At 72.9% G+C, this 24,306-nt stretch carries 18 protein-coding genes and 1 tRNA gene; 12 read left to right on the forward strand and 7 right to left on the reverse strand.

Going from position 1 to position 24,306, the window contains the following annotated elements:
- On the forward strand, positions 1-678 hold a 678-nt coding region (locus ADL22_RS02590; protein WP_066973364.1), incomplete at its 5' end, for an SIMPL domain-containing protein.
- A gap of 145 nt (positions 679-823) precedes the next feature.
- The gene (pyk, locus tag ADL22_RS02595) at positions 824-2,263 is read left to right on the forward strand and encodes a pyruvate kinase (RefSeq protein ID WP_066973366.1); all 1,440 of its coding nucleotides are present in this window, start codon (positions 824-826) and stop codon (positions 2,261-2,263) included.
- A gap of 267 nt (positions 2,264-2,530) precedes the next feature.
- On the opposite strand, the gene ADL22_RS02600 is transcribed toward pyk, so the two are convergent.
- Positions 2,531-2,605 (reverse strand) — tRNA-Leu (locus ADL22_RS02600).
- Between the two features lie 96 nt (positions 2,606-2,701).
- Between ADL22_RS02600 and ADL22_RS02605 the strand changes: the two genes are divergently transcribed.
- The gene (locus ADL22_RS02605) at positions 2,702-3,376 is read left to right on the forward strand and encodes an ANTAR domain-containing response regulator (protein WP_066973369.1); all 675 of its coding nucleotides are present in this window, start codon (positions 2,702-2,704) and stop codon (positions 3,374-3,376) included.
- Positions 3,377-3,490: 114 nt separating this feature from the next.
- Here the strand turns inward: ADL22_RS02605 and ADL22_RS02610 are convergent, their stop codons facing one another.
- Both ADL22_RS02610 and ADL22_RS02615 read right to left on the reverse strand, forming a co-directional pair.
- Positions 3,491-3,964: a PaaI family thioesterase gene (locus tag ADL22_RS02610; RefSeq protein WP_066973371.1), complete on the reverse strand. Its 474-nt coding sequence runs from the start codon at positions 3,962-3,964 to the stop codon at positions 3,491-3,493.
- A gap of 86 nt (positions 3,965-4,050) precedes the next feature.
- The gene (locus tag ADL22_RS02615; RefSeq protein ID WP_066973373.1) at positions 4,051-6,393 is read right to left on the reverse strand and encodes an FdhF/YdeP family oxidoreductase; all 2,343 of its coding nucleotides are present in this window, start codon (positions 6,391-6,393) and stop codon (positions 4,051-4,053) included.
- A 219-nt stretch (positions 6,394-6,612) separates the two neighbouring features.
- On the opposite strand from ADL22_RS02615, the gene polA reads away from it, so the two are divergent.
- The 4 genes from polA to ADL22_RS02630 all read left to right on the forward strand — a co-directional run bounded on the left by polA (position 6,613) and on the right by ADL22_RS02630 (position 12,996).
- Positions 6,613-9,327, forward strand: a complete 2,715-nt coding sequence (gene polA / locus ADL22_RS02620) for a DNA polymerase I (protein WP_066973374.1) — start codon at positions 6,613-6,615, stop codon at positions 9,325-9,327.
- Between the two features lie 419 nt (positions 9,328-9,746).
- The gene (locus ADL22_RS02625; protein ID WP_066973376.1) at positions 9,747-11,600 is read left to right on the forward strand and encodes a lytic transglycosylase; all 1,854 of its coding nucleotides are present in this window, start codon (positions 9,747-9,749) and stop codon (positions 11,598-11,600) included.
- A gap of 196 nt (positions 11,601-11,796) precedes the next feature.
- Positions 11,797-11,931, forward strand: coding sequence for an SPW_0924 family protein (locus ADL22_RS34440; RefSeq protein ID WP_107116210.1), 135 nt, complete (start codon positions 11,797-11,799; stop codon positions 11,929-11,931).
- Between the two features lie 72 nt (positions 11,932-12,003).
- The gene (locus ADL22_RS02630) at positions 12,004-12,996 is read left to right on the forward strand and encodes a DUF3068 domain-containing protein (RefSeq protein ID WP_066973378.1); all 993 of its coding nucleotides are present in this window, start codon (positions 12,004-12,006) and stop codon (positions 12,994-12,996) included.
- 153 nt (positions 12,997-13,149) lie between these two features.
- Here ADL22_RS02630 and hrpB read toward each other — a convergent pair whose 3' ends face one another.
- Positions 13,150-15,801, reverse strand: coding sequence for an ATP-dependent helicase HrpB (gene hrpB, locus ADL22_RS02635; protein ID WP_066973381.1), 2,652 nt, complete (start codon positions 15,799-15,801; stop codon positions 13,150-13,152).
- A 67-nt stretch (positions 15,802-15,868) separates the two neighbouring features.
- Positions 15,869-16,717: a class I SAM-dependent methyltransferase gene (locus tag ADL22_RS02640; RefSeq protein WP_066973383.1), complete on the reverse strand. Its 849-nt coding sequence runs from the start codon at positions 16,715-16,717 to the stop codon at positions 15,869-15,871.
- A 375-nt stretch (positions 16,718-17,092) separates the two neighbouring features.
- Here ADL22_RS02640 and rpsA point away from each other — a divergent pair, with 375 nt between their 5' ends.
- The 5 genes from rpsA to ADL22_RS02665 all read left to right on the forward strand — a co-directional run bounded on the left by rpsA (position 17,093) and on the right by ADL22_RS02665 (position 21,865).
- A complete protein-coding gene (gene rpsA / locus ADL22_RS02645; RefSeq protein ID WP_066973384.1) occupies positions 17,093-18,598 on the forward strand; it encodes a 30S ribosomal protein S1 in 1,506 nt (501 codons plus the stop codon).
- Between the two features lie 414 nt (positions 18,599-19,012).
- A complete protein-coding gene (locus tag ADL22_RS02650; protein WP_066973386.1) occupies positions 19,013-19,966 on the forward strand; it encodes a PAC2 family protein in 954 nt (317 codons plus the stop codon).
- Positions 19,967-20,117: 151 nt separating this feature from the next.
- Positions 20,118-20,708, forward strand: a complete 591-nt coding sequence (gene coaE, locus ADL22_RS02655) for a dephospho-CoA kinase (protein WP_066973388.1) — start codon at positions 20,118-20,120, stop codon at positions 20,706-20,708.
- Between the two features lie 23 nt (positions 20,709-20,731).
- Positions 20,732-21,196, forward strand: a complete 465-nt coding sequence (locus ADL22_RS02660; RefSeq protein WP_324615503.1) for a cupin domain-containing protein — start codon at positions 20,732-20,734, stop codon at positions 21,194-21,196.
- A 252-nt stretch (positions 21,197-21,448) separates the two neighbouring features.
- On the forward strand, positions 21,449-21,865 hold the full coding sequence (locus ADL22_RS02665) for a tetratricopeptide repeat protein (RefSeq protein ID WP_066973392.1): 417 nt from the start codon (positions 21,449-21,451) through the stop codon (positions 21,863-21,865).
- 98 nt (positions 21,866-21,963) lie between these two features.
- Here ADL22_RS02665 and ADL22_RS02670 read toward each other — a convergent pair whose 3' ends face one another.
- Positions 21,964-22,269 carry a DUF6343 family protein gene (locus ADL22_RS02670; protein WP_066973394.1) on the reverse strand — a complete coding sequence of 102 codons (306 nt, stop codon included), beginning with the start codon at positions 22,267-22,269 and terminating at the stop codon, positions 21,964-21,966.
- Positions 22,270-22,337: 68 nt separating this feature from the next.
- A complete protein-coding gene (locus tag ADL22_RS02675; protein WP_066973396.1) occupies positions 22,338-23,888 on the reverse strand; it encodes a UvrD-helicase domain-containing protein in 1,551 nt (516 codons plus the stop codon).
- Positions 23,889-24,306 lie beyond the last annotated feature (418 nt).

Here is a 24,306-nt window from a genome sequence, read left to right on the forward strand (position 1 = left end):
CTCCCGTACGGCACCCCCGACGCCCCCCGCCTCGCCGTGCGCGGCGAAGCCCGCCTCGAGGTCGACCCCGAAGTCGCCCACCTCACCATCACGGTCAGCGCCCGCGGCACCGACCGCACCACCGCGCTCACCGACCTCACCCGCCGCAACGACCACGCCCTCACCCTCATCAAGAGCTACGGCACCGCCGTCGAAAAACTCGAAACCGGCAGCTTCACCCTCACCCCCCAACTCACCGACAAGGGCCGCCACGAACGCGTCCGCGCCTACCACGGCCGCGTCACCCTCACCGCCACCCTCAACGACTTCACCGCCCTCGGCGAACTCACCACCCGCCTCGCCGACCTCGAACTCACCCGCGTCGACGGCCCCTGGTGGGCCCTCCGCCCCGACTCGCCCGCCCACCGCACCGCCCGCACCCAGGCGGTCCGCGAAGCCGTCCAGCGCGCCCGCGAATACGCCGAAGCCCTCGGCGCCGACCTCGACGCCGTCCTGGAAATCGCCGACCTCGGCGCCGAAAACCAGCCCCCCGCCTACGGCTACGGCATGCCCGCCGCCCCCGGTGGCGCCCGCGCCGCCCTCCAGGAATCCGCCCCCGCCCTCGACCTCGAACCCCGCCGCCAGACCGTCTACGCCGGCGTCAACGCGCGCTTCACCATGACCCGTCCCACGCTGTGAGACGACCCGCGCGAAGCCGCATTTTCCGCTCATCGGAGCGGCTTCGCGCCCATTCCAAAAGTTGTCAACAGCCTTTCACCCAACGGTCGTTGAGCAGTCATGTCCCCACAGTTCCCTACCCCCCGGTAAGTCATAGGGTCGACCCATGCGCCGAGCAAAAATCGTCTGCACCCTGGGACCCGCCACCGACTCGTACGAGCAGATCAAAGCCCTCGTCGACGCCGGAATGGATATCGCCCGCTTCAACCTCAGCCACGGCACCTACGCCGAACACGAAGCGCGTTTCGACCGGGTCCGCAAAGCCTCCGAGGAAGCCCACCGCAGCGTCGGCATCCTCGCCGACCTTCAAGGCCCGAAGATCCGCCTGGGCCGTTTCCGTGAAGGCCCCGTACTTCTCGAACGCGGCGACGAGTTCACCATCACCGTGGAGGACGGCGTAGAAGGCGACCGCCACCTCTGCGGCACCACCTACGCCGGCCTCGCCGACGACGTCACCCCCGGCGAACGGATCCTCGTCGACGACGGCAAGGTGACCCTCGAAGTCACCGCCGTCGACGGCCCCCGCGTCCGGACCACCGTCCTCGAAGGCGGCATGGTCTCCGACCACAAGGGCCTCAACCTCCCCGGCGTCGCCGTCTCCGTCCCCGCGCTCTCCGAAAAGGACCAGGACGACCTGCGCTGGGCGCTCCGCTACGGCGCCGACGTCATCGCCCTTTCCTTCGTCCGCAGCGGCCGCGACATCACCGACGTGCACCGCATCATGCGCGAGGAGAACCGCCGCCTGCCGGTCATCGCCAAGGTCGAGAAGCCCCAGGCCGTCGAGAACATCGACGAGATCGTCGCCGCCTTCGACGGCATCATGGTCGCCCGCGGCGACCTCGGCGTCGAAATGCCCCTGGAAACGGTCCCGATCGTTCAGAAGCGCGCCATCAAACTGGCCCGCCGCAACGCCAAACCGGTCATCGTCGCCACCCAGATGCTCGACTCGATGATCGACAACTCCCGCCCCACCCGGGCCGAGGCCAGCGACGTCGCCAACGCCGTCATCGACGGCACCGACGCCGTGATGCTCTCCGGCGAGACCAGCGTCGGCAAATACCCGGTCGAAACGGTCCGCACCATGAGCCGCATCGTCGAGGCCGCCGAGGAGGACATCCTCGCCAACGGCCTCCCGCCGCTCACCGAACGCAACAAGCCCCGCACCCAGGGCGGTGCCGTGGCCCGCGCCGCCGCCGAGATGGGCGACTTCCTCGGCGCCAAGTTCCTGGTGGCCTTCACGCAGTCCGGCGACACCGTCCGCCGCCTGTCCCGCTACCGCTCCCCGATCCCGCTCCTCGCCTTCACCCCGGACCCCGCCACCCGCTCCCAGCTCAACCTCACCTGGGGCGTGGAGACCTTCCTCGGCCCGACCGTCGACTCCACCGACGAGATGGTCGCCCAGGTCGACGAGCAGCTCCTGAAGATCGGCCGCTGCCGCAAGGGCGATGTCGTGATCATCACCGCCGGCTCCCCGCCCGGCGTCCCCGGCTCCACCAACCTCGTCCGCGTCCACCACATCGGCGAGGACGACCTCCCGCACCAGTAGCCCCACCCGCACGCCGATCCCCCTGGGCCGAGGTACCTGACTGCCGTCCCGTCAGGACTTCGGCCCGATGTGTGCGTGCGGGGGCGCGGCATCGGCGGTGGTGTTCCGGGGGTGGCGGTGCGAAGGACGATCATGCCGGCCGGCCGGCGCTCGTACACGCGGGCGGGACCGCCGCGTGGAGCATCCGCGAGAGGTCATCGGAGTGGCGGTTCGCCTCATCGGGCGAACTTCGCGGTAACTCAGGTGACCTTGGAATCGAAGGTAAAGTGCCCCGGGTCGGACTCGAACCGACACTGTATGGGTTTTGAATCCATTGCCTGCTGCCAATTGGGCTACCGGGGCCAGCGGATCCAAGGTTTGTACCTACCTGCTGTGGGACCACCCTACAGGAGATAGGTAGGCTCGTGGGGCACCACCTGCCTGGAACGAGGAGTCCCCTTGAGCGCCGCCGAGCCCCAGCAGCCCGTCGCCGATGGCGACCAGTCGCACGTCCCGCCGCTGACCACGCGCGTCGTGATCGCCGAGGACGAGGCGCTGATCCGCCTCGACCTCAAGGAGATGCTGGAGGAGGAGGGCTACACCGTCGTCGGTGAGGCCGGGGACGGCCAGAAAGCCGTCGAGCTGGCCCGGGAGCACCGCCCCGACCTGGTGATCCTGGATGTGAAGATGCCCATCCTGGACGGTATCTCCGCCGCCGAGCAGATCGCCGAGGAGTCCATCGCGCCGGTCCTGATGCTGACCGCGTTCTCGCAGCGCGAGCTGGTGGAGCGGGCCCGGGACGCCGGGGCGATGGCGTATCTCGTGAAGCCGTTCAGCAAGAGCGACGTCGTGCCCGCGATCGAGATGGCGGTGTCGCGCTTCACCGAGCTGAAGGCGCTGGAGAAGGAGGTCGCCGACCTCAGCCAGCGGCTGGAGACGCGGAAGCTGGTGGACCGCGCCAAGAGCATTCTGCAGACCGAGTACGGGCTGAGCGAGCCGGCCGCGTTCCGGTGGATCCAGAAGACGTCGATGGACCGGCGGCTGTCGATGCACCAGGTGGCCGAGGCGGTCATCCAGGACGCGGCGGAGCGCCAGCAGCAGAAGCAGCAGAAGGAGCCGGGGAAGGGCCAGTAGGAGGCCGGGGCCCGGTTCGCGGATCGCCGGCGGTGCCCGTGGGGGCGCCGCCGGCGATTTTTCGTACGCGTCGCGCGCGGGCCGTACGCGTTCCCGCGCCGGGCCCGTGGCCGGTCAGGCGCGGTACATGCCCGGGTCGGCGTCGCGCAGCAGGCAGGTCAGGCGGGCGCTGCACACCCGCTTGCCGTCCTCGTCGGTGATGACGACCTCGTAGGTGGCGGTGGTGCGGCCGCGGTGTACGGGGGTGGCGGTGCCGGTGACGAGTCCGGAGCGGACGCCGCGGTGGTGGGTGCAGTTGAGGTCGACGCCGACCGCGGCCTTGGTGGGGCCGCCGTGCAGCATCGCGCCCACGGAGCCGAGGGTTTCGGCGAGGACGGCGGAGGCGCCGCCGTGCAGCAGGCCGTAGGGCTGGGTGTTGCCCTCGACGGGCATGGTGCCGACGACGCGGTCCGGTGCGGCCTCGGTGACGTGGACGCTCATCCGCTCGCCGAGGTGGCCGGCGGAGAACAGGGCGGGCAGGTCGATACCGAGGCCGGACCACTGGTCGAGGACTTCCTGCGGGAAGGTGGTCGTGCGCTGCTCACCCATGGGTGCTCCGTTTCGCTCGCCGTGGACGTGCCCTGGGCGCGCCGGTGGACGCGCCGTTGATCGTCGCGGATGTGCGCCTGTTCCTATCAGGCCGGCGGGTGGGCGTGGCCTCCGGGGTGTCCGTTCGCCGCTTCGGGCCGGGGGGCCGCGGGGGCGGTGGTGGGTTCCAGCCGGATGACGAGGGATTTGGAGGCGGGGGTGTTGCTGGTGTCGGCGGTGTGGTCGAGGGGGACCAGGACGTTGGTCTCGGGGTAGTAGGCGGCGGCGCAGCCCCGGGCGGTGGGGTAGTGGACGACGCGGAAGCCGGGGGCGCGGCGTTCGCTGCCGTCGGTCCATTCGCTGACGAGGTCGGCGTAGCTGCCGTCGGGGAAGCCGAGTTCGCGGGCGTCGTCGGGGTGGACGAGGACGACGCGGCGGCCGTTCTTGATGCCGCGGTAGCGGTCGTCGAGGCCGTAGATGGTGGTGTTGTACTGGTCGTGGGAGCGGAGGGTCTGGAGGAGCAGCCGGCCTTCGGGGAGGGCGGGGTGTTCCACGGGGGCGGCGGTGAAGTTGGCCTTCCCGGTGGCGGTGGGGAAGCTGCGGCTGTCCCGGGGGGCGTGCGGGAGGGCGAAGCCTCCGGGGCGGGCGACCTTGGCGTTGAAGTCCTCGAAGCCGGGGATGACGCGGGCGATGCGGTCGCGGATGGCGGCGTAGTCGCGCTCGAACTCCTCCCAGGGGGTGCGGCTTCCGGGGCCGAGGACGCGGCGGGCGAGGCGGGCGACGATGGCGGGTTCGGAGAGCAGCTGGGGGCCGGCCGGTTCGAGGCGGCCGCGGGAGGCGTGGACCATGCCCATGGAGTCCTCGACGGTGACGAACTGGTCGCCGCCGGCCTGGCGGTCGCGTTCGGTGCGGCCGAGGGTCGGCAGGATCAGGGCGTGGGCGCCGGTGACGGTGTGGGAGCGGTTGAGCTTGGTGGAGACGTGCACGGTGAGGCGGGCGCGGCGGATGGCGGCTTCGGTGACGTCGGTGTCGGGTGTGGCGGCGACGAAGTTCCCGCCCATGGCGAAGAAGACCTTGGCCTGGCCGTCGCGCAGGGCGCGGATGGCGCGGACGACGTCGTAGCCGTGCTCCCGGGGCGGGGCGAAGCCGAACTCCTTCTCCAGGGCGTCGAGGAAGGCGGGTGCGGGGCGTTCGAAGATGCCCATGGTGCGGTCGCCCTGGACGTTGCTGTGGCCGCGGACGGGGCAGACGCCGGCGCCGGGGCGGCCGATGTTGCCGCGCAGCAGGAGGAAGTTGACGACTTCCTGGATGGTGGGGACGGAGTGCTTGTGCTGGGTGAGGCCCATGGCCCAGCAGACGATGGTGCGCTTCGACGCGAGGACCATGGCGAGGGCGCGTTCGATCTCGTCGCGTGACAGGCCGGTGGCGCGGAGGGTTTCGTCCCACTCGCCGGTGCGGGCGAGGTCGGCGAAGTCCTCGAAGCCGTGGGTGTGGTCGCGGATGAAGTCGGTGTCGAGGGCGCCGTCGGTCTCCAGGATGCGGCGGTTGAGGGCGCGGAAGAGGGCTTGGTCGCCGCCGATGCGGATCTGGAGGAAGAGGTCGGTGAGGGCGGTGCCGCCGCCGGCGAGGCCGCGCGGGGTCTGCGGGTTCTTGAAGCGTTCGAGGCCGGCCTCGGGCAGCGGGTTGATCGAGATGATCTTGGCGCCGGCGGCCTTGGCCTTCTCCAGGGCGCTGAGCATCCGGGGGTGGTTGGTGCCCGGGTTCTGGCCGGCGACGATGATCAGGTCGGCCTGGTAGAGGTCGTCCAGCAGGACGCTGCCCTTGCCGACGCCGAGGGTCTCGGTGAGTGCCGAGCCGGAGGACTCGTGGCACATGTTGGAGCAGTCGGGGAGGTTGTTGGTGCCGAATTCGCGGGCGAAGAGCTGGTAGAGGAAGGCGGCTTCGTTGCTGGTGCGGCCGGAGGTGTAGAAGACGGCTTCGTCCGGGGTGGCCAGGGCGGTGAGTTCCCCGGCGATGATGTCGAAGGCGCGGTCCCAGGTGACGGGCTCGTAGTGGGTGCCGCCCTCGGGGAGGTACATGGGGTGGGTGAGGCGGCCCTGCTGGCCGAGCCAGTAGCCGCTGCGGTTGGCGAGGTCGGCGACCGGGTGGGCGGCGAAGAAGTCGGGGGTGACGCGGCGGAGGGTGGCTTCCTCGGCGACGGCTTTGGCGCCGTTCTCGCAGAATTCGGCGGTGTGGCGCTTGTCGTCCTCGGGCCAGGCGCAGCCGGGGCAGTCGAAGCCGTTCTTCTGGTTGACGCGCAGGAGGGTGAGCGCGGTGCGGCGGACGCCCATCTGCTGCTGGGAGATCTTCAGGGCGTGGGTGATGGCGGGGATGCCGACGGCGGAGTGCTGGGGGGAGCCGACCTCGGGGGCGTCCTGGACGGGGTCCGTCGCGGGCGGCTTGCCTGCCATTGCGCTCTCCTCGGGGCGTGCGCCGGGCGGGGCCGCCGGGTGGTGGCGGGCGGGTGCCGGCGCGGGTGGGTGCTGGTCTTCGATCCTGTCATGGACGGTGCGCGGGGAGTAAGGCGCCGGGGCGGTGTACGGGCGGGTGGCAGGGGGCGTCGTCCGGCGCGGCGGGGATTGTCAGTGGGGCGTGGCAGGATCGGGGGCGTGGCAGGAAAGGCAGTGACAATGAGCGAAGCGACCGGCACCGAGGCGGCGGGCGGCCGTCCGCGCCTGCTCCTGATGGACGGGCATTCCATGGCATACCGGGCGTTCTTCGCCCTGCCCGTGGAGAATTTCACCACCGCGACCGGGCAACCGACCAATGCGATCTACGGCTTCGCGTCGATGCTCGCCAACACGCTGCGTGATGAGGCGCCCACGCACTTCGCGGTGGCGTTCGACGTCTCCCGGAAGACCTGGCGCTCCGAGGAGTTCCCCGAGTACAAGGCGAACCGCTCCAAGACGCCCGACGGCTTCAAGGGCCAGGTCGAGCTGATCGGCGAGCTGCTGGACGCGATGCACGTCCAGCGCTTCGCGGTGGACGGCTTCGAGGCCGACGACGTCATCGCCACGCTGGCCACGCAGGCCACGGCGCTCGGTTTCCAGGTGTCGATCGTCACCGGTGACCGCGATTCCTTCCAGCTGGTCTCCGAGGACGTCACGGTCCTCTACCCGACCAAGGGTGTCTCCGAGCTGACGCGCTTCACGCCGGAGAAGGTCGCCGAGAAGTACGGCCTGACCCCTGCCCAGTATCCGGACTTCGCCGCGCTGCGCGGCGACCCGTCCGACAACCTCCCCGGTATCCCGGGCGTCGGCGAGAAGACCGCGACGAAGTGGATCAACCAGTTCGGTTCGTTCGCCGAGCTGGTGGCGCGCGCCGACGAGGTGAAGGGCAAGGCGGGCCAGAATCTCCGCGACCACCTGGAGTCGGTGAAGCTGAACCGCCGGCTGACCGAGATGGTCCGCGACGTCGAGCTGCCCTGCGGCCCCGCGGACCTGATCCGGCAGCCGTACGACCGCGAGGCCCTCAAGGTGTTCCTGAACGCCCTGGAGATCCGCAATCAGGGCCTGCGGGACCGCCTCCTGGCGGTGGACCCGGGGACCGGCGAGGGCGACGAGGCCGTCGAGCCGGCGGCCGGCGTCGAGGTGGACGGCACGGTCCTGGGCACCGGCGAGCTGGCCCCGTGGCTGGCCGAGCACGGCACCGGCCCGCTGGGTGTGGCCACGGTGGACGTGTGGGCGCTGGGCAGCGGCAGCGTCGCCGAGGTGGCGCTGGCCACCGGGCACGGCCCGGCCGCGTGGTTCGACCCGGCCCAGCTGGACGAGGCCGACGAGCGCGCGTTCGCCGCCTGGAGCGCGGACCCGGCGCGGCCCAAGGTGATGCACAACGCCAAGGGCCTGATGCGGGTCTTCGGCGAGCACGGCTGGCGCATCGAGGGCGTCTCGATGGACACCGCGCTGGCCGCCTATCTGGTCAAGCCGGGCCGCCGCTCGTTCGCGCTGGACGCGCTGTCGATCGAGTATCTGGGCCGGGATGTGGCGCCGGCCGCGGCCGGCGACGGCCAGCTGGCCTTCGGGGCGGACGAGGAGGCCGAGGCGGAGGCGCTGATGGCGCAGGCCCGTACGGTCCTCGACCTCGGGACGGCGTTCGGCACCAAGCTCGCCGAGGTCGGCGCGGCCGATCTGCTGAAGGACGTGGAGCTGCCCACCAGCGATCTGCTGGCCCGGATGGAGCGGGCGGGCATCGCCGCCGACCGGGGCTGGCTGGAGCGGATGGAGCAGCAGTTCGCCGGGGCGGTCCAGCAGGCCGTCAAGGAGGCGCACGCCGCGGCCGGCCGGGAGTTCAATCTCGGCTCGCCCAAGCAGCTCCAGGAAGTCCTCTTCGGCGAGCTGGGCCTGCCGAAGACCAAGAAGACCAAGACCGGCTACACCACCGACGCCGACGCCCTGGCCTGGCTGGCCGCCCAGACCGAGAACGAACTCCCGGTGATCATGCTCCGCCACCGGGAGCAGGCCAAGCTGCGCACCACGGTCGAGGGCCTGATCAAGTCCATCGCCGCGGACGGCCGGATCCACACCACGTTCAACCAGACCGTCGCGGCCACCGGCCGGCTCTCCTCCACCGACCCCAATCTGCAGAACATCCCGGTGCGGACGGACGAGGGCCGGGCGATCCGCCGCGGTTTCGTCGTCGGCGAGGGCTTCGAGTCGCTGCTGACCGCGGACTACAGCCAGATCGAGCTGCGGGTGATGGCGCACCTCTCCGAGGACGAGGGCCTGATCGAGGCGTTCACCTCCGGTGAGGACCTGCACACCACCGTCGCCTCCCAGGTCTTCTCGGTCGCCAAGTCCGAGGTCGACCCGGAGATGCGCCGCAAGATCAAGGCGATGTCGTACGGCCTGGCCTACGGACTCTCGGCGTTCGGGCTGTCGCAGCAGCTGGGGATCCAGGCCGACGAGGCCCGGAAGCTGATGGACACCTTCTTCGAGCGGTTCGGCGGGGTGCGGGATTATCTCCAGCGCGTCGTCGAGGAGGCCCGCGCGACCGGTTACACCGAGACGATCCTGGGCCGCCGCCGCTATCTGCCGGACCTCAACAGCGACAACCGCCAGCGCCGCGAGATGGCCGAGCGGATGGCGCTGAACGCCCCGATCCAGGGCACCGCCGCCGATATCGTCAAGATCGCGATGCTGCGGGTGGACACGGCGCTGCGCGCGGCGGAGCTGTCGTCCCGGATGCTGCTCCAGGTCCATGACGAAATCGTGGTCGAGGTGGCCCCGGGCGAGCGCGCCCGCGTCGAGGAGCTGGTCCGCCGGGAGATGGCCGCGGCCGTCGAACTCCGCGCACCGCTGGACGTCTCGGTGGGTTCGGGCGCGGATTGGGAGTCGGCGGCGCACTGAGGGGGTGGCGGGGGTACGCGGCTGGGGGTGCGGGCTTGCGCTGCGTGCGTGCCCCTGCCGCTGCTCGTGCTCCGGCCTCCTGCCCCTGAGCGCTGGGGGCCGGCTCCCGTTCGTGGTGGCGCGCTGCTGGGGACGGGGGCGGCCAACCTCCCCTGCGCCGCCCCCCGTTCGCCGTTCCCCGGATGGCCGGCGGAGCGGCCAGGTCGTATCGGCCGCATCCCTCAACGGGCCGGTATCCGCCCACCGTTGATCGATTCGGCTCGTTATGTGGCCGATGGGAGTGGTGGCCGTGCGGCCCGAGTTGTCGTAGTGTCGCCGCAGTTGACGCGCGGGGGAGCGCGCTACGGCGTCGTACGCGGCGGTCGGCCACCGGTGCCGAACGGGCGGCGCGGTAGGCCGACATGGAGGGGACACCAGAAATGGCAGCCACATTCCGGCGGCGGCTCCACAGGGGAGTGGCCTCGACGGCGGTGGCGGCGCTGGCGCTGGCCGCGCTGACCGCTTCCCAGGCGCCCGGAGCCGCCGACCAGGCGCCCGCCCGCACCGAATCGGCGCCCGGGCCCTCCAAAGACACCCCGATAGACGGCGGCTCGTCCTTCTACACCGACCGCCCGCCCGCCAAGTCCCCCGCGCCACCGCATGATTCCGGCCAACCCGGCGGCTCCGGGACCGTCGTCCACGGCCCGTCCCAGGCGGGCATCCCGGCCACCGTCCTGGCCGCGTACAAGAACGCCGAGGCCCGGCTGCACGACTCGGCTCCGGGCTGCAAGCTGCCCTGGCAACTGCTCGCCGCGATCGGCGAGGTGGAGTCCGGCCACGCCCGCGGCGGCGCGGTCGACGCCCGGGGCACCACGCTCCGGCCGATCCTCGGCCCCCAGCTCAACGGCCAGGGCTTCGCCCTGATATCCGACACGGACGGCGGCCGCTACGACGGCGACACCACCCACGACCGCGCGGTCGGCCCGATGCAGTTCATCCCGTCCACCTGGTCGCAGGGCGGCCCGGAGGGCGCGGGCTGGGGCGCCGACGGCAACGGCGACGGGGTCAAGGACCCCAACAACGTCTTCGACGCCGCCCTCGCCGCCGGGCGCTACCTCTGCGCCAACGGGCGGGACCTCTCCGTCCAGGGCGACCTGGACCGCGCCGTCCTCGGCTACAACTACTCCGGCGAGTACCTCCGGCTGGTGCTGTCCTGGTACGGGTTCTACCGGAAGGGCACGTTCGAGGTACCGGACGGTACGGGTGTGGTCCCCGTCCGGCGCGGCGGCGGCACCTCCGCCACGGCGGGCGGCCCGGCCGGGAAGCCCGGCCGCGGCGGCGCCAAGGGGACGCCGCCGGCCGCGGGCGGCCAGGGCGGCGGCACGTCCGGCAAGGGCCCGGCGCACCGGCCGGGCGGCCAGCCCGGAACGGGTGGTTCCACCGCGCCCTCGCACGACGGCACGCCCGCCCCGGGGCCGTCCCCGAAGCCCACTCCGGACCCGAAGCCCACCCCGACGACCCCCACCCCGAAGCCGCCGGCCGAGCCCGCCCCGCTCGCCACCCTCGAAGCGGCCGGCGCGAACGGCGGCACGGAGCCCGCGAAGCTGACCGCCACCGCGGGCACCGACTTCCCGACCGCCCCGCGGGTCCTGGCCAAGGACGCGGGCGGCAAGCCGGTGGCCGGCGCCGCCATCCGCTTCACCGTCACCGGCGGCACGGGTACCCGCTTCGCCGGCGGTGCCGCCGAGGTCACCGTCACCACCGGCAAGGACGGCCTGGCCGCCGCTCCGGTGCTGCACGCCGGCGACACGCCCGGCCGGTTCACCGTCCGCGCCACCGCCGCCGTCCGCGGCGTCCACCCGGTCGACTTCACCGGCACCGTCACCGCCCGGCCCGCCCCGAAGGCCGACGCGCTGGTCCGGACCTCCGACGACAAGAAGCTGACCGCGGCCGCCGGCGGCGCGTTCGCCGACGACGCCGTCCAGATCAAGGCCACCTGCCGGGGCAAGGCGGTGGCGGGTGTCCCGGTCACCGCCACCCTGGTCACCGACGACCCGAAGCAGCCCGTGGAGAACGACCGCGGCCCCTATTTCAAGGACCCCGCGGCCACCGGGGACGCCAAGGACAAGCCCATCCGCACCCTGACGGGCCTCACCACCGACGCCGACGGCCTGCTCACCCTCCCGAAGCTGTACACGGACGCCCACCCGGGCACCTTCCGGCTCCGGCTGACCACCGCCGACGGCACCGTCCTCACCGTCACCCTCACGGTGACAGCCCCGGCGGCTTCCTGACCGATCCGGTCGCTTTCCGGCCGCCCCGGCCGCTTCCCGACCGTCCCGGCTCCGGCCTCGGCCGGACTGCCCGCCGCCGCCCCGCCCGTACACCGGACGGGGCGGCGGCGGTGCAACGTGTTCTCATCTGCGCCGCCCGTTGCTACGGTGCCCCCGCCCTGACGCTGCATCAGTTCAGTTCTCCGGGAGGACGGCCATGCGCGCCCTGACAGCAGCCGCGATCGGCCTGGTCGCCGCGCTCGCCCTCATCGCCGTCGTCACCGCGATCGGCGCCCCCGAGGGGCAGACCTCTCCGCAGCCGCTGCTCACCACCGTCCCCGCGCACCCCTGAGGGGAGGGACGCCACGCCATGCGCCGAACCCCGCCCGCCACCGGGAGCCGCCCGCCGAAGCCGCCCAAGGGCATGCGCCGCACCGCGAGCCTCGTCCTGCTCGGCTTCGCCGTCTTCTTCACCGCGCTGTCCCCGCTGCTGCGGTGGTACGCCTTCCCCCGCCTGGCCAAAATCCCGGCCGGCCAGTACCAGACCATGGTCCTGGAGGCCCAGCCCGCCACCCTCCTCGACTACGGCACCATGAAGGCCCGGCAGGTGCCCCGGGTCACCATCGTGCAGACCCTCAAGGGCGACGTCGCCGAGGCCCGCCGCGTGAAGACGGCCACCGGCCGCTCCGTCGTCGTCTGGGACACGCTCTCCTACGTGGCCGGACCCGACGGCAAGATGGTCTCCGAGATCCCCGAGCGCTACGTCTTCGACGCGCACAGCCAGGAACCCGTCCACGCCGCCGGGGAGATGGTCGACGGCGACCCCGTACGCCGCACCGGCATCGAGTACAAGTGGCCGTTCCTCACCCAGAAGCGCGACTACGCCTACTTCGACCCGCAGACCCGCGCCGCCGCCCCCATCCACTACAAGGGGACCCGCACCTTCCACGGCCTGGAGGTCTACTACTTCGAGCAGACCATCCCGTGGACGAAGGTGCCGCTCCCCAAGAAGATGCCGGTCCAGGGCATCACCCCGGAGACCGTCGCCAAGACGGGGACCACCCGGTGGTACTCCACGACCCGGATGTTCTGGGTCGATCCGGTCACCGGCGCCCCCGTCAACGGCGAGGAGATCCACAAGGAGGAGCTGCGCGGCGGCCAGCTGGTGCCCGGCGGCGGCACGGTCACCGCCTTCGCCGGCCATGTGAAGATGCGCGCCGACTACGTCGACGCCACCGTGGCCCTGGTGTCCTCCCAGCGCACCCTCGTCCTGCTGCTCACCAGCTACCTGCCGTGGGGCTTCCTCGCCCTCGGCGCCGCGCTGCTGGCCCTCGGCCTCCTCCTCGAAGCCCGCGCCCGGCGGCCCCGCCCGGCCGCCGCGCCGCCGTCCGGCGGCGTTGTCAGTGGTGGGTCGTAACGTGGAGTCATGGCATCGACACAGTACGCACAGCGCCCGACGAGCCCCCGACGCGCCTTCCGCGCACGGCAGTTGACGCACCCCGCCGGCCGGGACGGAGCGGGCCCGCCGGCGCGTCCACCGCGCCCCGGGTCCGGGCCGCCCGGCCGGTCCTCACCCCCGCCGCAGCCGCGCAGAGGTGTGCCGGGTCGGCTCGGCCGACGAAGGGTCCTCCGGCCAGGGGTGCTTGGGGTAGCGGCCGCGCAGCTCGGCGCGCACGGCCCGGTAGCCGTCCCGCCAGAAGGACGCCAGATCCGCCGTGACCGCCGCCGGCCGCCCGGCGGGCGAGAGCAGATGCACCAGCACCGGCACCCGCCCCCCGGCCACCCGCGGCGACTCCCGCAGCCCGAAGAGCTCCTGGAGCTTCACCGCCAGTACGGGCTGCTCGCCGCCGTAGTCCAGCCGCACCCGCGATCCGCTGGGCACCTCGATCCGCTCCGGCGCCAGCTCCTCGAAGCGCGCCGCCTCCCCGGTCGCCCACGGCAGCAGCCGGGTCAGCGCCTGGCCCGCGTCGATCCGGGCCAGATCGGCCCGCCGCCGGGCCCGCCCCAGCTCGGTGCCCAGCCACTCCTCGACGCGCTCCAGCAGCGCCGCGTCGGAGACATCCGGCCACGGCGCGCCCAGCTCCCGGTGGAGGAAGGCCATCCGCTGCCGCACCGCGGCCGCCGCGGCCGTCCACCGCAGCAGCCCGAGCCCCTCCCGCCGCAGCCCGTCCACGACCGCGTCCCGCAGCAGTCCGGCATCCGGTTCGGCCAGCGGCCGGGCGGCCAGCTCGATCGCCCCCAGCCGGGACACCCGCCGGGCCACGACCTCCCCGTCCGCCCAGCGCACCTCCTCCCCGGAGGAGCACAGCGCCCCGGCCGCCGCCCGGGCGGTCTCCTCGTCGATCACGGCCGCCAGCCGCACCCGCGCGGACGCCGCCGCCACCGGCCGGTCGGCGACCGCGACCGCCAGCCACTGTGCGTCCCGCAGCCGCGACCCGTCCCCGGACAGCTCCGCCCCGGTGCCGGACGCCATCAGGAAGCTCCCGCCGCCGCGCGCCCGCGCCACCCGCTCCGGGAAGGCCAGCGCCGCGACCAGCCCGGCCACCGCGTCATCGGAGCGCGCGCCCCCTGGCCGGCCGGGGGCCTCGCCCCGGCCCTGGCCCTGCTGCTGGTGCGGGCCCTGGTCCCGGCTCTGGCCCTGCTGCTGCTTCGCATCCTGGTCCCGGTCCTGCTGCGGGTCCCCGGCCGCCGAGGCGAGCCGGCGCGCCTCCTGCCGCCACCGCGCCGCGTAGCCGTCACCGCCCCGCCGCGCGGCGCGCCAGGCGGCCGCCAGATCGTCCCCGTAGGTCCGCGGCGGCTCCTCGCTGAGCAGCGCCACCACCTCGGCGGCGCGCCGCACCCCGACCTCCGGCGCGCCGTCCAGCAGCGCCCGGGCCAGCCGCGGATGCAGCCCGAGGCGCGCCATCCGGACGCCCCGCCCGGTGGCGCGCCCGGCGCCGTCCACCGCGCCGATCGCCGTCAGCACGTCCCGGGCCGCGGCCAGCGCCCCGGCAGGCGGCGGGTCGAGCAGCGCCAGCCCGCTCGCCGACGGATCTCCCCAGCACGCCGCCTGGAGGGCGAAAGCGGTCAGGTCAGCGACCTTGATCTCCGGGTCCGGGAAGCGCGGCAGCCGCCCGTCCTCCCCTTCGGACCAGCAGCGGTAGACGACGCCGGGCCCCTGCCGTCCGGCCCGTCCGGCCCGCTGCCGCGCGGCCGCCCGCGAGGCCCGTACGGTCGCCAGCGCGCTCAGCCCGCGCGCGTGGTCCATCCGGGGCACCCGCGCCAGCCCGCTGTCCACCACGATCCGCACCCCGGGCACGGTCAGGCTGGACTCCGCCACCGAGGTCGCCAGCACGACCCGCCGGGCGCCGTCCCCGCCGGCCAGCACGGCGTCCTGCACCTCGGCCGGCGCCCGCCCGTGCACCTGGAGCACCTCGGCGTCCACGCCCGCCAGCAGGCCGGCCACCCGCGCGATCTCCCCGACCCCGGGCAGAAAGCACAGCACGTCACCGGCCCGCTCGCGCAGCGCCCGCCGGACCACGGCGGCGACGTGCGCCAGCAGCGCCGGGTCCACCCGCGTCCCGTGGGGCGGCGCGACCGGCCGCTCCGGGGGCGCCCACTCCACGTCCACGGGGTGCGAGACGCCCTCGGCCACGACCACCGGCGCCGGTTCCCCGCCGCCGCCCAGCAGCCGCGCCCAGCCCTCGGCGTCCGTGGTGGCGGAGGCCGCCAGCAGCCGCAGTTCGGGCCGCAGCGCCGCCCGTACGTCCAGCAGGAAGGCCGCGCAGGTATCGGCGTCCAGATGCCGCTCGTGGCACTCGTCCAGCACGACGGCGTCCACGCCGGCCAGCTCCGGATCGCGCTGCAGCCGCTGGAGCAGTACGCCGGTGGTCACCACCTCCACCGCCGTACGGGGCCCGGCCCGCCGCTCGCCGCGCACGGTGAAGCCGACGCTGCCGCCCACCCGCTCGCCCAGGAGCCAGGCCATCCGCCGGGCCGCCGCCCGGGCCGCGATCCGGCGCGGTTCGGCGACGACGACCCGCCGCCGGGGCCCCGTCCCGGTCAGTCCGGCCAGGTCCAGCGGTACCAGCGTCGTCTTGCCGGTGCCCGGCGGGGCGCACAGCACCGCCGTCCCGGCCGTGTCGAGGGCGGTGCGCAGCGCGGGCAGCGCGGTGCGGACGGGCAGCCGGTCCAGGGCGCCGGCGGGCGTGTCCGCGGGCGGGGAGGAGGGGAGGGAGCTCACCGCTCCAGTCTGCCGCCCGGGCCGCACGGCCCCGGCGCCCGCCCCGGTACCGCCCCCGGGCGGTCCGCTACGGCCGCTGCGCCGCGTCCGCCGTGCACACGAAGATCGCCGTGCCGGGGATCAGATGGCCGCGCAGCGGGGACCAGCCGCCCCACTCCTGGGTGTTCCAGTCCGGCCACTCCGGTTCCACGAGATCCACGAGCCGGAAGCCGGCCGCCACCACGTCCCGCACCCGGTCGCCCAGCGTCCGGTGGTGCTCCACGTACACCGCCCGCCCGCTCTCGTCCTGCTCGACGTACGGCGTCCGGTCGAAGTAGGAGGCGGCCACCGACAGGCCCTCGGGCCCCGGCTCGTCGGGGAACGCCCAGCGGAGCGGGTGGGTCACCGAGAAGACGAACCGCCCGCCCGGCCGCAGCACCCGCCGGACCTCCCGCAGCACCCGCACCGGATCCGCGACGAACGGCAGCGCCCCGTAGGCCGAGCACACCAGATCGAAGGAGCCGTCGCGGAACGGCAGCGCGCCCGCGTCCGCCTCCACCAGCTCGACGGGGGCACCGCCGGCCTCGGCGGCGATCCGCAGCGCGTGCTGGAGCTGCCGGTGGGAGAGGTCCAGCGCCACCGGCAGGGCGCCCTGCGCCGCCAGCCAGCGCGAGCACTGCGCCGCGCCGGCGCCGATCTCCAGGACGCGCCGCCCCTTCAGGTCGGCGGCCGGCCCCAGCAGTGCGGCGTCCGCCTCGTCGAGCCCCTCGGGCCCCCAGACGAAGCGGTCGTCGCCGAGGAACGCGCCGTGCTCCCGCTGGTAGTCGTCCGCGTTGCGGTCCCACCAGCCGCGGCTGGCCCGGCTGCTCTCGGCGTCCGAGGCGGTCCGGCGGGTCGCCTCGGGCTCGCTGTCGTTGGCGTTGGCGTATTGGCTCATCGCGCCCGTCGTCGTAGTCTTCGCTGTGCTTGTCGCAGCGGGGGATCGCGGGGCCTTTACGACCTCGCGGAACATCATGTCTGCCGGTTATGGGGCGGTCTGCCCCCGGTGCGCGCCTTTCGCGCATTGACCCTGTCCGGCTGCCCCCGTATGCTACAAGTTGCGCTGCGGGCCTGCGCGCCTCGGACGGAGCAGGCCGCGCTCGCATCTGTATGAATGCCCCCTCGGTTGTGAGGCGTTTCAGGTTGCTCCGGTTTTCGCGGGGTCTCCGCCAGGAAGCGTCTCAGACGCTGTCCGGTCTTATGCAGAGGCGATACGGGCTCTCGGCGTAGCAGTACCTACGACTTCAATGTCCGTACCGGAGCCCTTTCCCACATGACGAGCAGCACCGAGACCACCGCCACCACCCCGCAGGTTGCGGTCAACGACATCGGTAACGAGGAAGCTTTCCTCGCCGCGATCGACGAGACGATCAAGTACTTCAACGACGGCGACATCGTCGACGGCGTCATCGTGAAGGTCGACCGGGACGAGGTCCTGCTCGACATCGGTTACAAGACCGAAGGCGTCATCCCGAGCCGTGAGCTCTCGATCAAGCACGACGTCGACCCCAATGAGGTCGTCGCCGTCGGTGACGAGATCGAGGCGCTTGTCCTCCAGAAGGAGGACAAGGAAGGCCGCCTGATCCTCTCGAAGAAGCGCGCCCAGTACGAGCGTGCCTGGGGCACCATCGAGAAGATCAAGGAAGAGGACGGGATCGTCACCGGTACCGTCATCGAGGTCGTCAAGGGTGGTCTCATCCTCGACATCGGCCTCCGCGGCTTCCTCCCCGCCTCCCTGGTCGAGATGCGTCGTGTCCGCGACCTCCAGCCCTACGTGGGCAAGGAGCTCGAGGCCAAGATCATCGAGCTGGACAAGAACCGCAACAACGTGGTCCTGTCCCGCCGCGCCTGGCTGGAGCAGACCCAGAGCGAGGTCCGCCAGACCTTCCTCACCACCCTCCAGAAGGGCCAGGTGCGCTCCGGCGTCGTCTCCTCCATCGTCAACTTCGGTGCCTTCGTGGACCTGGGCGGCGTCGACGGTCTCGTTCACGTCTCCGAGCTGTCCTGGAAGCACATCGACCACCCGTCCGAGGTTGTCGAGGTCGGCCAGGAGGTCACGGTCGAGGTCCTGGACGTCGACATGGACCGCGAGCGCGTCTCCCTGTCGCTGAAGGCGACCCAGGAAGACCCGTGGCAGCAGTTCGCCCGCACCCACCAGATCGGCCAGGTCGTGCCCGGCAAGGTCACGAAGCTGGTGCCGTTCGGTGCGTTCGTCCGCGTGGACGAGGGCATCGAGGGTCTGGTCCACATCTCCGAGCTGGCCGAGCGCCACGTGGAGATCCCGGAGCAGGTCGTTCAGGTCAACGACGAGATCTTCGTCAAGGTCATCGACATCGACCTCGAGCGCCGTCGCATCAGCCTCTCGCTGAAGCAGGCCAACGAGTCCTTCGGTGCCGACCCGTCGGCGGTCGAGTTCGACCCGACCCTGTACGGCATGGCCGCGTCCTACGACGACCAGGGCAACTACATCTACCCCGAGGGCTTCGACCCCGAGACCAACGACTGGCTCGAGGGCTACGAGAAGCAGCGCGAGGAGTGGGAGCGCCAGTACGCCGAGGCGCAGGCTCGCTTCGAGCAGCACCAGGCGCAGGTCATCAAGTCCCGCGAGGCGGACGAGCAGGCGGCGGCCGAGGGCGCTGCGGCTCCGGCGGCCTCCGGCGGCCAGGGCAACGTCTCCGGCGGCTCGTACTCCTCGGAGTCGGCGGACAACTCCGGCGCCCTGGCGTCGGACGAGGCCCTCGCCGCGCTCCGCGAGAAGCTCGCCGGCGGCCAGAGCTGAACGGCTCCGCCCCTCGGCGCTAGCTCCTAGCGGCAGCTGACGACGCAAGGCCCGCTCCCTTCGGGGGGCGGGCCTTCGGCGTGTCCGGGGCCGGGCGTGCCGGGGCGGCGGCCGGCCGGGTGGGCGGCTGGGCGGGGGCCGGGCGGCCGCTCGGGTCGTAGCCGGTGGGCTCGCCTTGCCCCGAGGCACCTGGGACGGACGCAACTGCCCTCCATGGACGAACGTTGGGCGGGAATGTGAAGGGTGGGAGCGGTGGGGAGGCCGGAGATCGGGATCAACGGGCCTCGGGGGAGCGGCAGTCCGGGGTGGCGGGAGCGGGGCGGTGCTCCGATGGCGCGATGTGGTGCGTGGGGCGGGAATGCCGGGGGCGGTCCGGGACGTTCTTGACCATGGACACAAGGAGGAGCGGTCACTGTGTTGGATCCCCAGGGGTTGTACGAATGGGAGCCGAGCGGGCTGGCGGCGGTCGATGCCATCACCGCCAGGGACTCCGCCGGTCTGGTGCTGCTGTACCACTTCGACGGCTACATCGACGCCGGTGAGACCGGCGACCAGATCGTGGACAGACTGCTGGAGGGCCTGCCGCACCGGCTCGTGGCCCGCTTCGACCACGACCGGCTGGTCGACTACCGCGCCCGCCGCCCGCTGCTCACCTTCGAACGGCACCGGTGGACCGCCTACGAGACCCCGAGCATCGAACTGCGCCTGGTCGAGGACGCCACCGGCGCGCCCTTCCTGCTGCTGTCCGGGCCCGAACCGGACGTGGAGTGGGAGCGGTTCGCGGCCGCGGTCCGCCAGATGGTGGAGCGGCTCGGCGTCCGCCTGTCGGTCAACTTCCACGGCATCCCGATGGGCGTCCCGCACACCCGCCCCGTGGGCCTGACCCCGCACGGCAACCGCACGGACCTGATGCCCGGGCACAGCAGCTTCTTCGACGAGGCGCAGGTGCCGGGCAGCGCGGAGGCGCTGATCGAGTTCCGGCTGGCCGAAGCGGGGCACGACGTCCTGGGCGTGGCGGCCCATGTGCCGCACTACATCGCCCGGTCCGCGTACCCGGACGCGGCGCTGACGGCCCTGGAAGCGGTGACGGCCGCCACCGGCCTGGTGCTGCCGAACGCCGCGCACGCCCTGCGCACGGAGGCGCTGCGCACCCAGGAGGAGATCGAACGGCAGATCTCCGAGGGCGACGAGGAGCTGGTCGCCCTGGTGGCCGGCCTTGAGCACCAGTACGACGCGGTGGCCGGCGCGGAGATCCGCGGCAACCTCGTCGCCGAGCCGATCGAACTCCCCACCGCCGACGAGATCGGCCGGGAACTGGAACGCTTCCTGGCGGACCGCGAGGCCGAGGGCGGCGGGGGGCTGGGCTGAGCCGGGGCGGCCGTTCCTCGGCTCCAGTTGGTGGCCGGCTGCCAGCCGGCAGGCTGAGGGGCGGCGCGCCGCTGGAGGCGCGACCGGCCCGGCGTGCGGGCGGGCGGCGCCCGGCCGTTCGTCCGTTCCGCCGGGCGTATAGCGTGGGGCCATGGTGAAGGTGGGGCTGACCGGCGGAATCGGAGCCGGCAAGAGCGAGGTGTCGCGGCTGCTCGCGTCGTACGGCGCGGTGATCGTGGACGCGGACAAGATCGCACGCGAGGTCGTGGAGCCGGGCACGCCCGGACTCGCCGCGGTGGTCGCGGAGTTCGGGGCGGACGTCCTCGCCCCGGACGGCACGCTGGACCGCCCCAAGCTCGGCGCCCTCGTCTTCTCGGACCCCGAGAAGCTCAAGGCGCTCAACGGGATCGTGCACCCCCTCGTCGGCGCGCGGTCGGCCGAACTGGAGGCGTCGGCCGGACCGGACGCGGTCGTCGTCCATGACGTGCCCCTTCTGACCGAGAACGGCCTGGCGCCGCTCTACGACCTGGTCGTGGTGGTCGACGCCGCGCCGAGCACCCAACTCGACCGGCTGGTACGCCTGCGCGGTATGTCCGAGGAGGACGCGGCGCAGCGGATGGCGGCCCAGGCCACCCGCGCGGAGCGGCTGGCCGTCGCCGATCTGGTGATCGACAACGACGGCTCGCTCGAGGCGCTGGAACCCCAGGTCCGCAAGGTGTGGGAGCGCCTGCGGGACGCCTGAGACCGGGCGATAACCTCACCGCCATGACACGAACCGATCTTGACCCCAACTCCCTTCCCGTTGGCCCGGAGAACTCCGCCTCCTCCGCTGGCTCCTCTGCTGCCTCCTCCGGCGGTTCCGCTTCCGTGCCGGACGCCCCCGCGTCCTTTGTGGTGAACGTCCCCGGCCTCGCCGACACCGACCTGGAGCCCGAGCCGCTCGACCCCGGGCAGATCGTCTCCGGCGATCCGGTGGTCACCGGCAAGGTGCTCTGGGAGTCGCCGGACGGCCGCCAGATCCGGGGCATCTGGCAGATCACCCCCGGTGTCGTGACGGACACCGAGGCGAACGAACTCTTCATGGTCGTCAGCGGCCGCGCCACGATCGAGGTCGAGGGCGGCCCGACCCTGGAGGTGGGACCGGGCGACGCCTGCGTCCTGCGCGAGGGCGACCGTACGCGGTGGACCGTGCACGAGACGTTGCGCAAGGCGTACCACATCAGCCTCTAGCCGCGTGTGCATCGGCGTCAGCGTGAGGGGCTGACGTCGGTGCGGGTACGACCCGCCGACGCGGGACACCCGGCACCCGCCGCGAGCAGCCGCCAGTCCTTGAGCCGTCGGTCCGGGAATGCGGCGCCCGCTCCCGCTGTTGACGACGTGGTTACCGCACCTATGTACCGGTGCACCGTCGCACCGCGCAGATCGCCGTAGGGAGCTTGGCCCGGCCGGGCCCGCGCTGATGGCCCCGGAGAGGAGACGGCCGTGCCCGAGCGCAGTCCCGAGACGCACGTCATCGACTACCGCGCCGCGGAGCAGCTGCTGGCCGCCCGCGACCCGCGCGGCGCGATCCGGCTGCTGGACTCGGTCATCAGCGCGCACCCGGAGAACACCGCCGCGCGACTGCTGCGCGCCCGCGCCTTCTTCCTCGCTGCGCAACTGCGACCGGCGGAACTGGAGTTCCAGATCGTGCTGGAACGTGAGCCGGACAACGCCTTCGCCCACTTCGCCCTCGGCCGCACGCTCGAACGTGCCCGCCGCCCCGATGAGGCGCAGCGCCACTTCCGCCTGGCGGCGGCCCTCGAACCGCGCCCCGAATTCCTCGAAGCCGCCCGCTTCGCCCCGGGTCGGGGCGACGGGGACCGCCCGGCGGAGGGCCGGGACAACAACGAGGACCGATGAAACGAGGACCGATGATCAGCGGCGTCCGATAGCCGAAGGCATCGGCGACGCCGGTGCCGGCGGGCGGTACCCCCGCCGGCACGGGCCGGTTCGTTCCCCTACGGTCTGGAGTCGCGGCGCCGGCCGGCCCGGTCGCGTAGGACATTGCGGCCCCGGTCGGGCGCGTACGGCGGTATCTCCCTGCCGGGCTGGTAGTGCGGCCCTTGGTGGATGTGCCGGATCACCAGGACCAGATCCGTAGCGGTCACCAGGGCCAGGGCGGCGCAGGCCGCGGCCCATTGCGGGCGGCCGGCCATGACGAACGCCACCGCGCCGGCGACCGTCCACAGCAGCCCCCACAGGGCCAGCCCCAGCCGCATCCTCAGCGGGCTGCGCGCGTGCAGTGGTTCATCTCCGGTACGCATTCGCGACCATCTCCCACCTCCAGCATGCTCCTCCTCGATACGGGCGTCACGCGCCGTCCACGGAAACCTCACCGGGCCGGCGCCGTGGCGCGTCCGGGCCTCCTTGGGCCGTGCGGCGGCGGCTTGCCGGGGCGCGGATCGCCGGCCGGGTGGCTGTTGATCCACGACAGCCCGCCGAGGTCCAGCTGCTCCCGGGCGCGGGTCACGGCGACATAGGCCAGCCGGGCCTCGTCCAGATCCACCGGGCCGGGCAGCGGCAGACCGTCCTTGTCGCAGTCGTCGAGATCGTCCGGGGCCGTGAAGTCGTCCGCGATACGAACGGTCGACCACTCGCGGCCCTTGGCGCGGTGCGCCGTGGAGACCGTGACCTGTGCGGACTCCTCGGGCGAGAGCCGGTCCAGGGCCTGCAGCACGGTCGCCGCCCCGTGCTCGTCGACGAGCTCCACCAACGGCAGCAGATCGCGCCCGGCCGGGTCGTACTCGGCGTACTCGCGGAGCTCGGCCCACGTCTCGAAGAGCATCAGCTCGGGGTGCGCGGTGCGGCGGCCCGACGAGAGGTCGTCAGCGGCGCGGGCCAGGGCGCTCAGGGCCTCCCCGCCGCCCGCGAGCGCGACCCGGCGGTTCTCCGCCAGCTGCCGTATCACCTCGACCATCGCGCCCACGTTCGTCCGGCAGAGGATCGCCTCGGGGACGGGGACGGGCCGCATCTCGGTCTTCCGGCAGGGGGACCCGGTGAGCCGGAGCGGGGTGCCGACGATCGCCAGCCAGCGGTTGGCCTCCGCGGCGAGGTCCGGGCCGAAGCGGAAGGAGCGGGAGAGGCTGAGGTGGGTGCCGTCGAAGCCGGTCAGCACATCGCGGGCGCCGCGCCAGCCGTAGATGGCCTGTGCGGAATCCCCGACCAGAACCAGCTGTGCGTGCGCGCGCTGCGCGGTGAGGACCTGCTCGACCACCGGGTTGGTGTCCTGGGCCTCGTCCAGGAGGAGGAAGTCCGCCGGGATGACGGGGTCGCTCAGGGCCCACATCTTGAGGTAGTGGTCGTGCTCGAAGCGGACCACGCCGTGGTCCGGATGCTGCAGATCGGCCCATGCCTTGCGGGCGTAGGGCAGCACCACCTCGGCGAGCTGGGTGTGCAGCGGCTCGGACTCGGCTCCGCGCAGGGGCGGGACGTGGTGGTGGGCGATCTCCTTGTCGGCGGACTGGCAGAAACGGGTGACGGTGCGCAGGGCCGTATAGGAGAGGGCCTTGTTGGTGACATTGCGGGGGCCGAGGCGTAAGCGCATACCGTCCTCGATCCCGAGGGCGGCGCCGGTGCGCCAGCCCGCCTGGCGGGGGGCGTTCAGCCGTGACCGGTAGTGCTTGCCCACGGCGGTGAACGCGAGGGCGTGGGCCGTGCCGCAGTGCACCTCGGACGGGAAGGTGCGGGCGGCGTGCTGTGCGACGGCGCGGTTGAAGGCGATGTAGCGGCCGGTCCGGCGCTGCCTGCGCGCGGCGTGCGCCAGCATCGCGAGGGTGGTGGTCTTCCCCGTGCCGGCGCCGGCCTGGATCGCGAGGTGGGCGCCGGTCGGGAACGCTTCGGCGGCGGCGGACTGTTCGGCGGTGGGGGTGTGCGGGGTGTGCATGACGTCTCCTTACCGAGGTTTTTCGTTCGACTGCGGAAAGTAGTTACGTCACTGACTGTAACCGCATCGCGGTGCGGGCGGGAAGGTTCGCAAGGGCCTGTGGATAACTTTTTCGAGGTGGGCTCCGGGCGGGCTCACGAACGAGGTCCCGACGGGCGTTTGGGCTGGTGAGCGTCGTGCGATCGACGGTTTCCGGGACGTTCGCGGCGGGCGCGGCGGAGGTCGCGGGCGGGTGCGGGCGAGGGGATTGTCAGTGGCGTCTGCTTCCATCGACAGCACGCAGATCCGCTGCGGAGAGCGACGGGGGAGAGGCATGGCGACGACCGTAGACTCGCAGGTCGGGGGTGTAGCGGAAGAAAGCCGGGCGTGGGCCCGGCGGGCGCCGGCAGGGGCGCGGAAGGACCCGGCGACAGGGGTT

It is taken from the genome of Streptomyces sp. NRRL F-4489 (genome assembly GCF_001509485.1).
Taxonomy (GTDB): Bacteria; Actinomycetota; Actinomycetes; order Streptomycetales; family Streptomycetaceae; genus Streptomyces.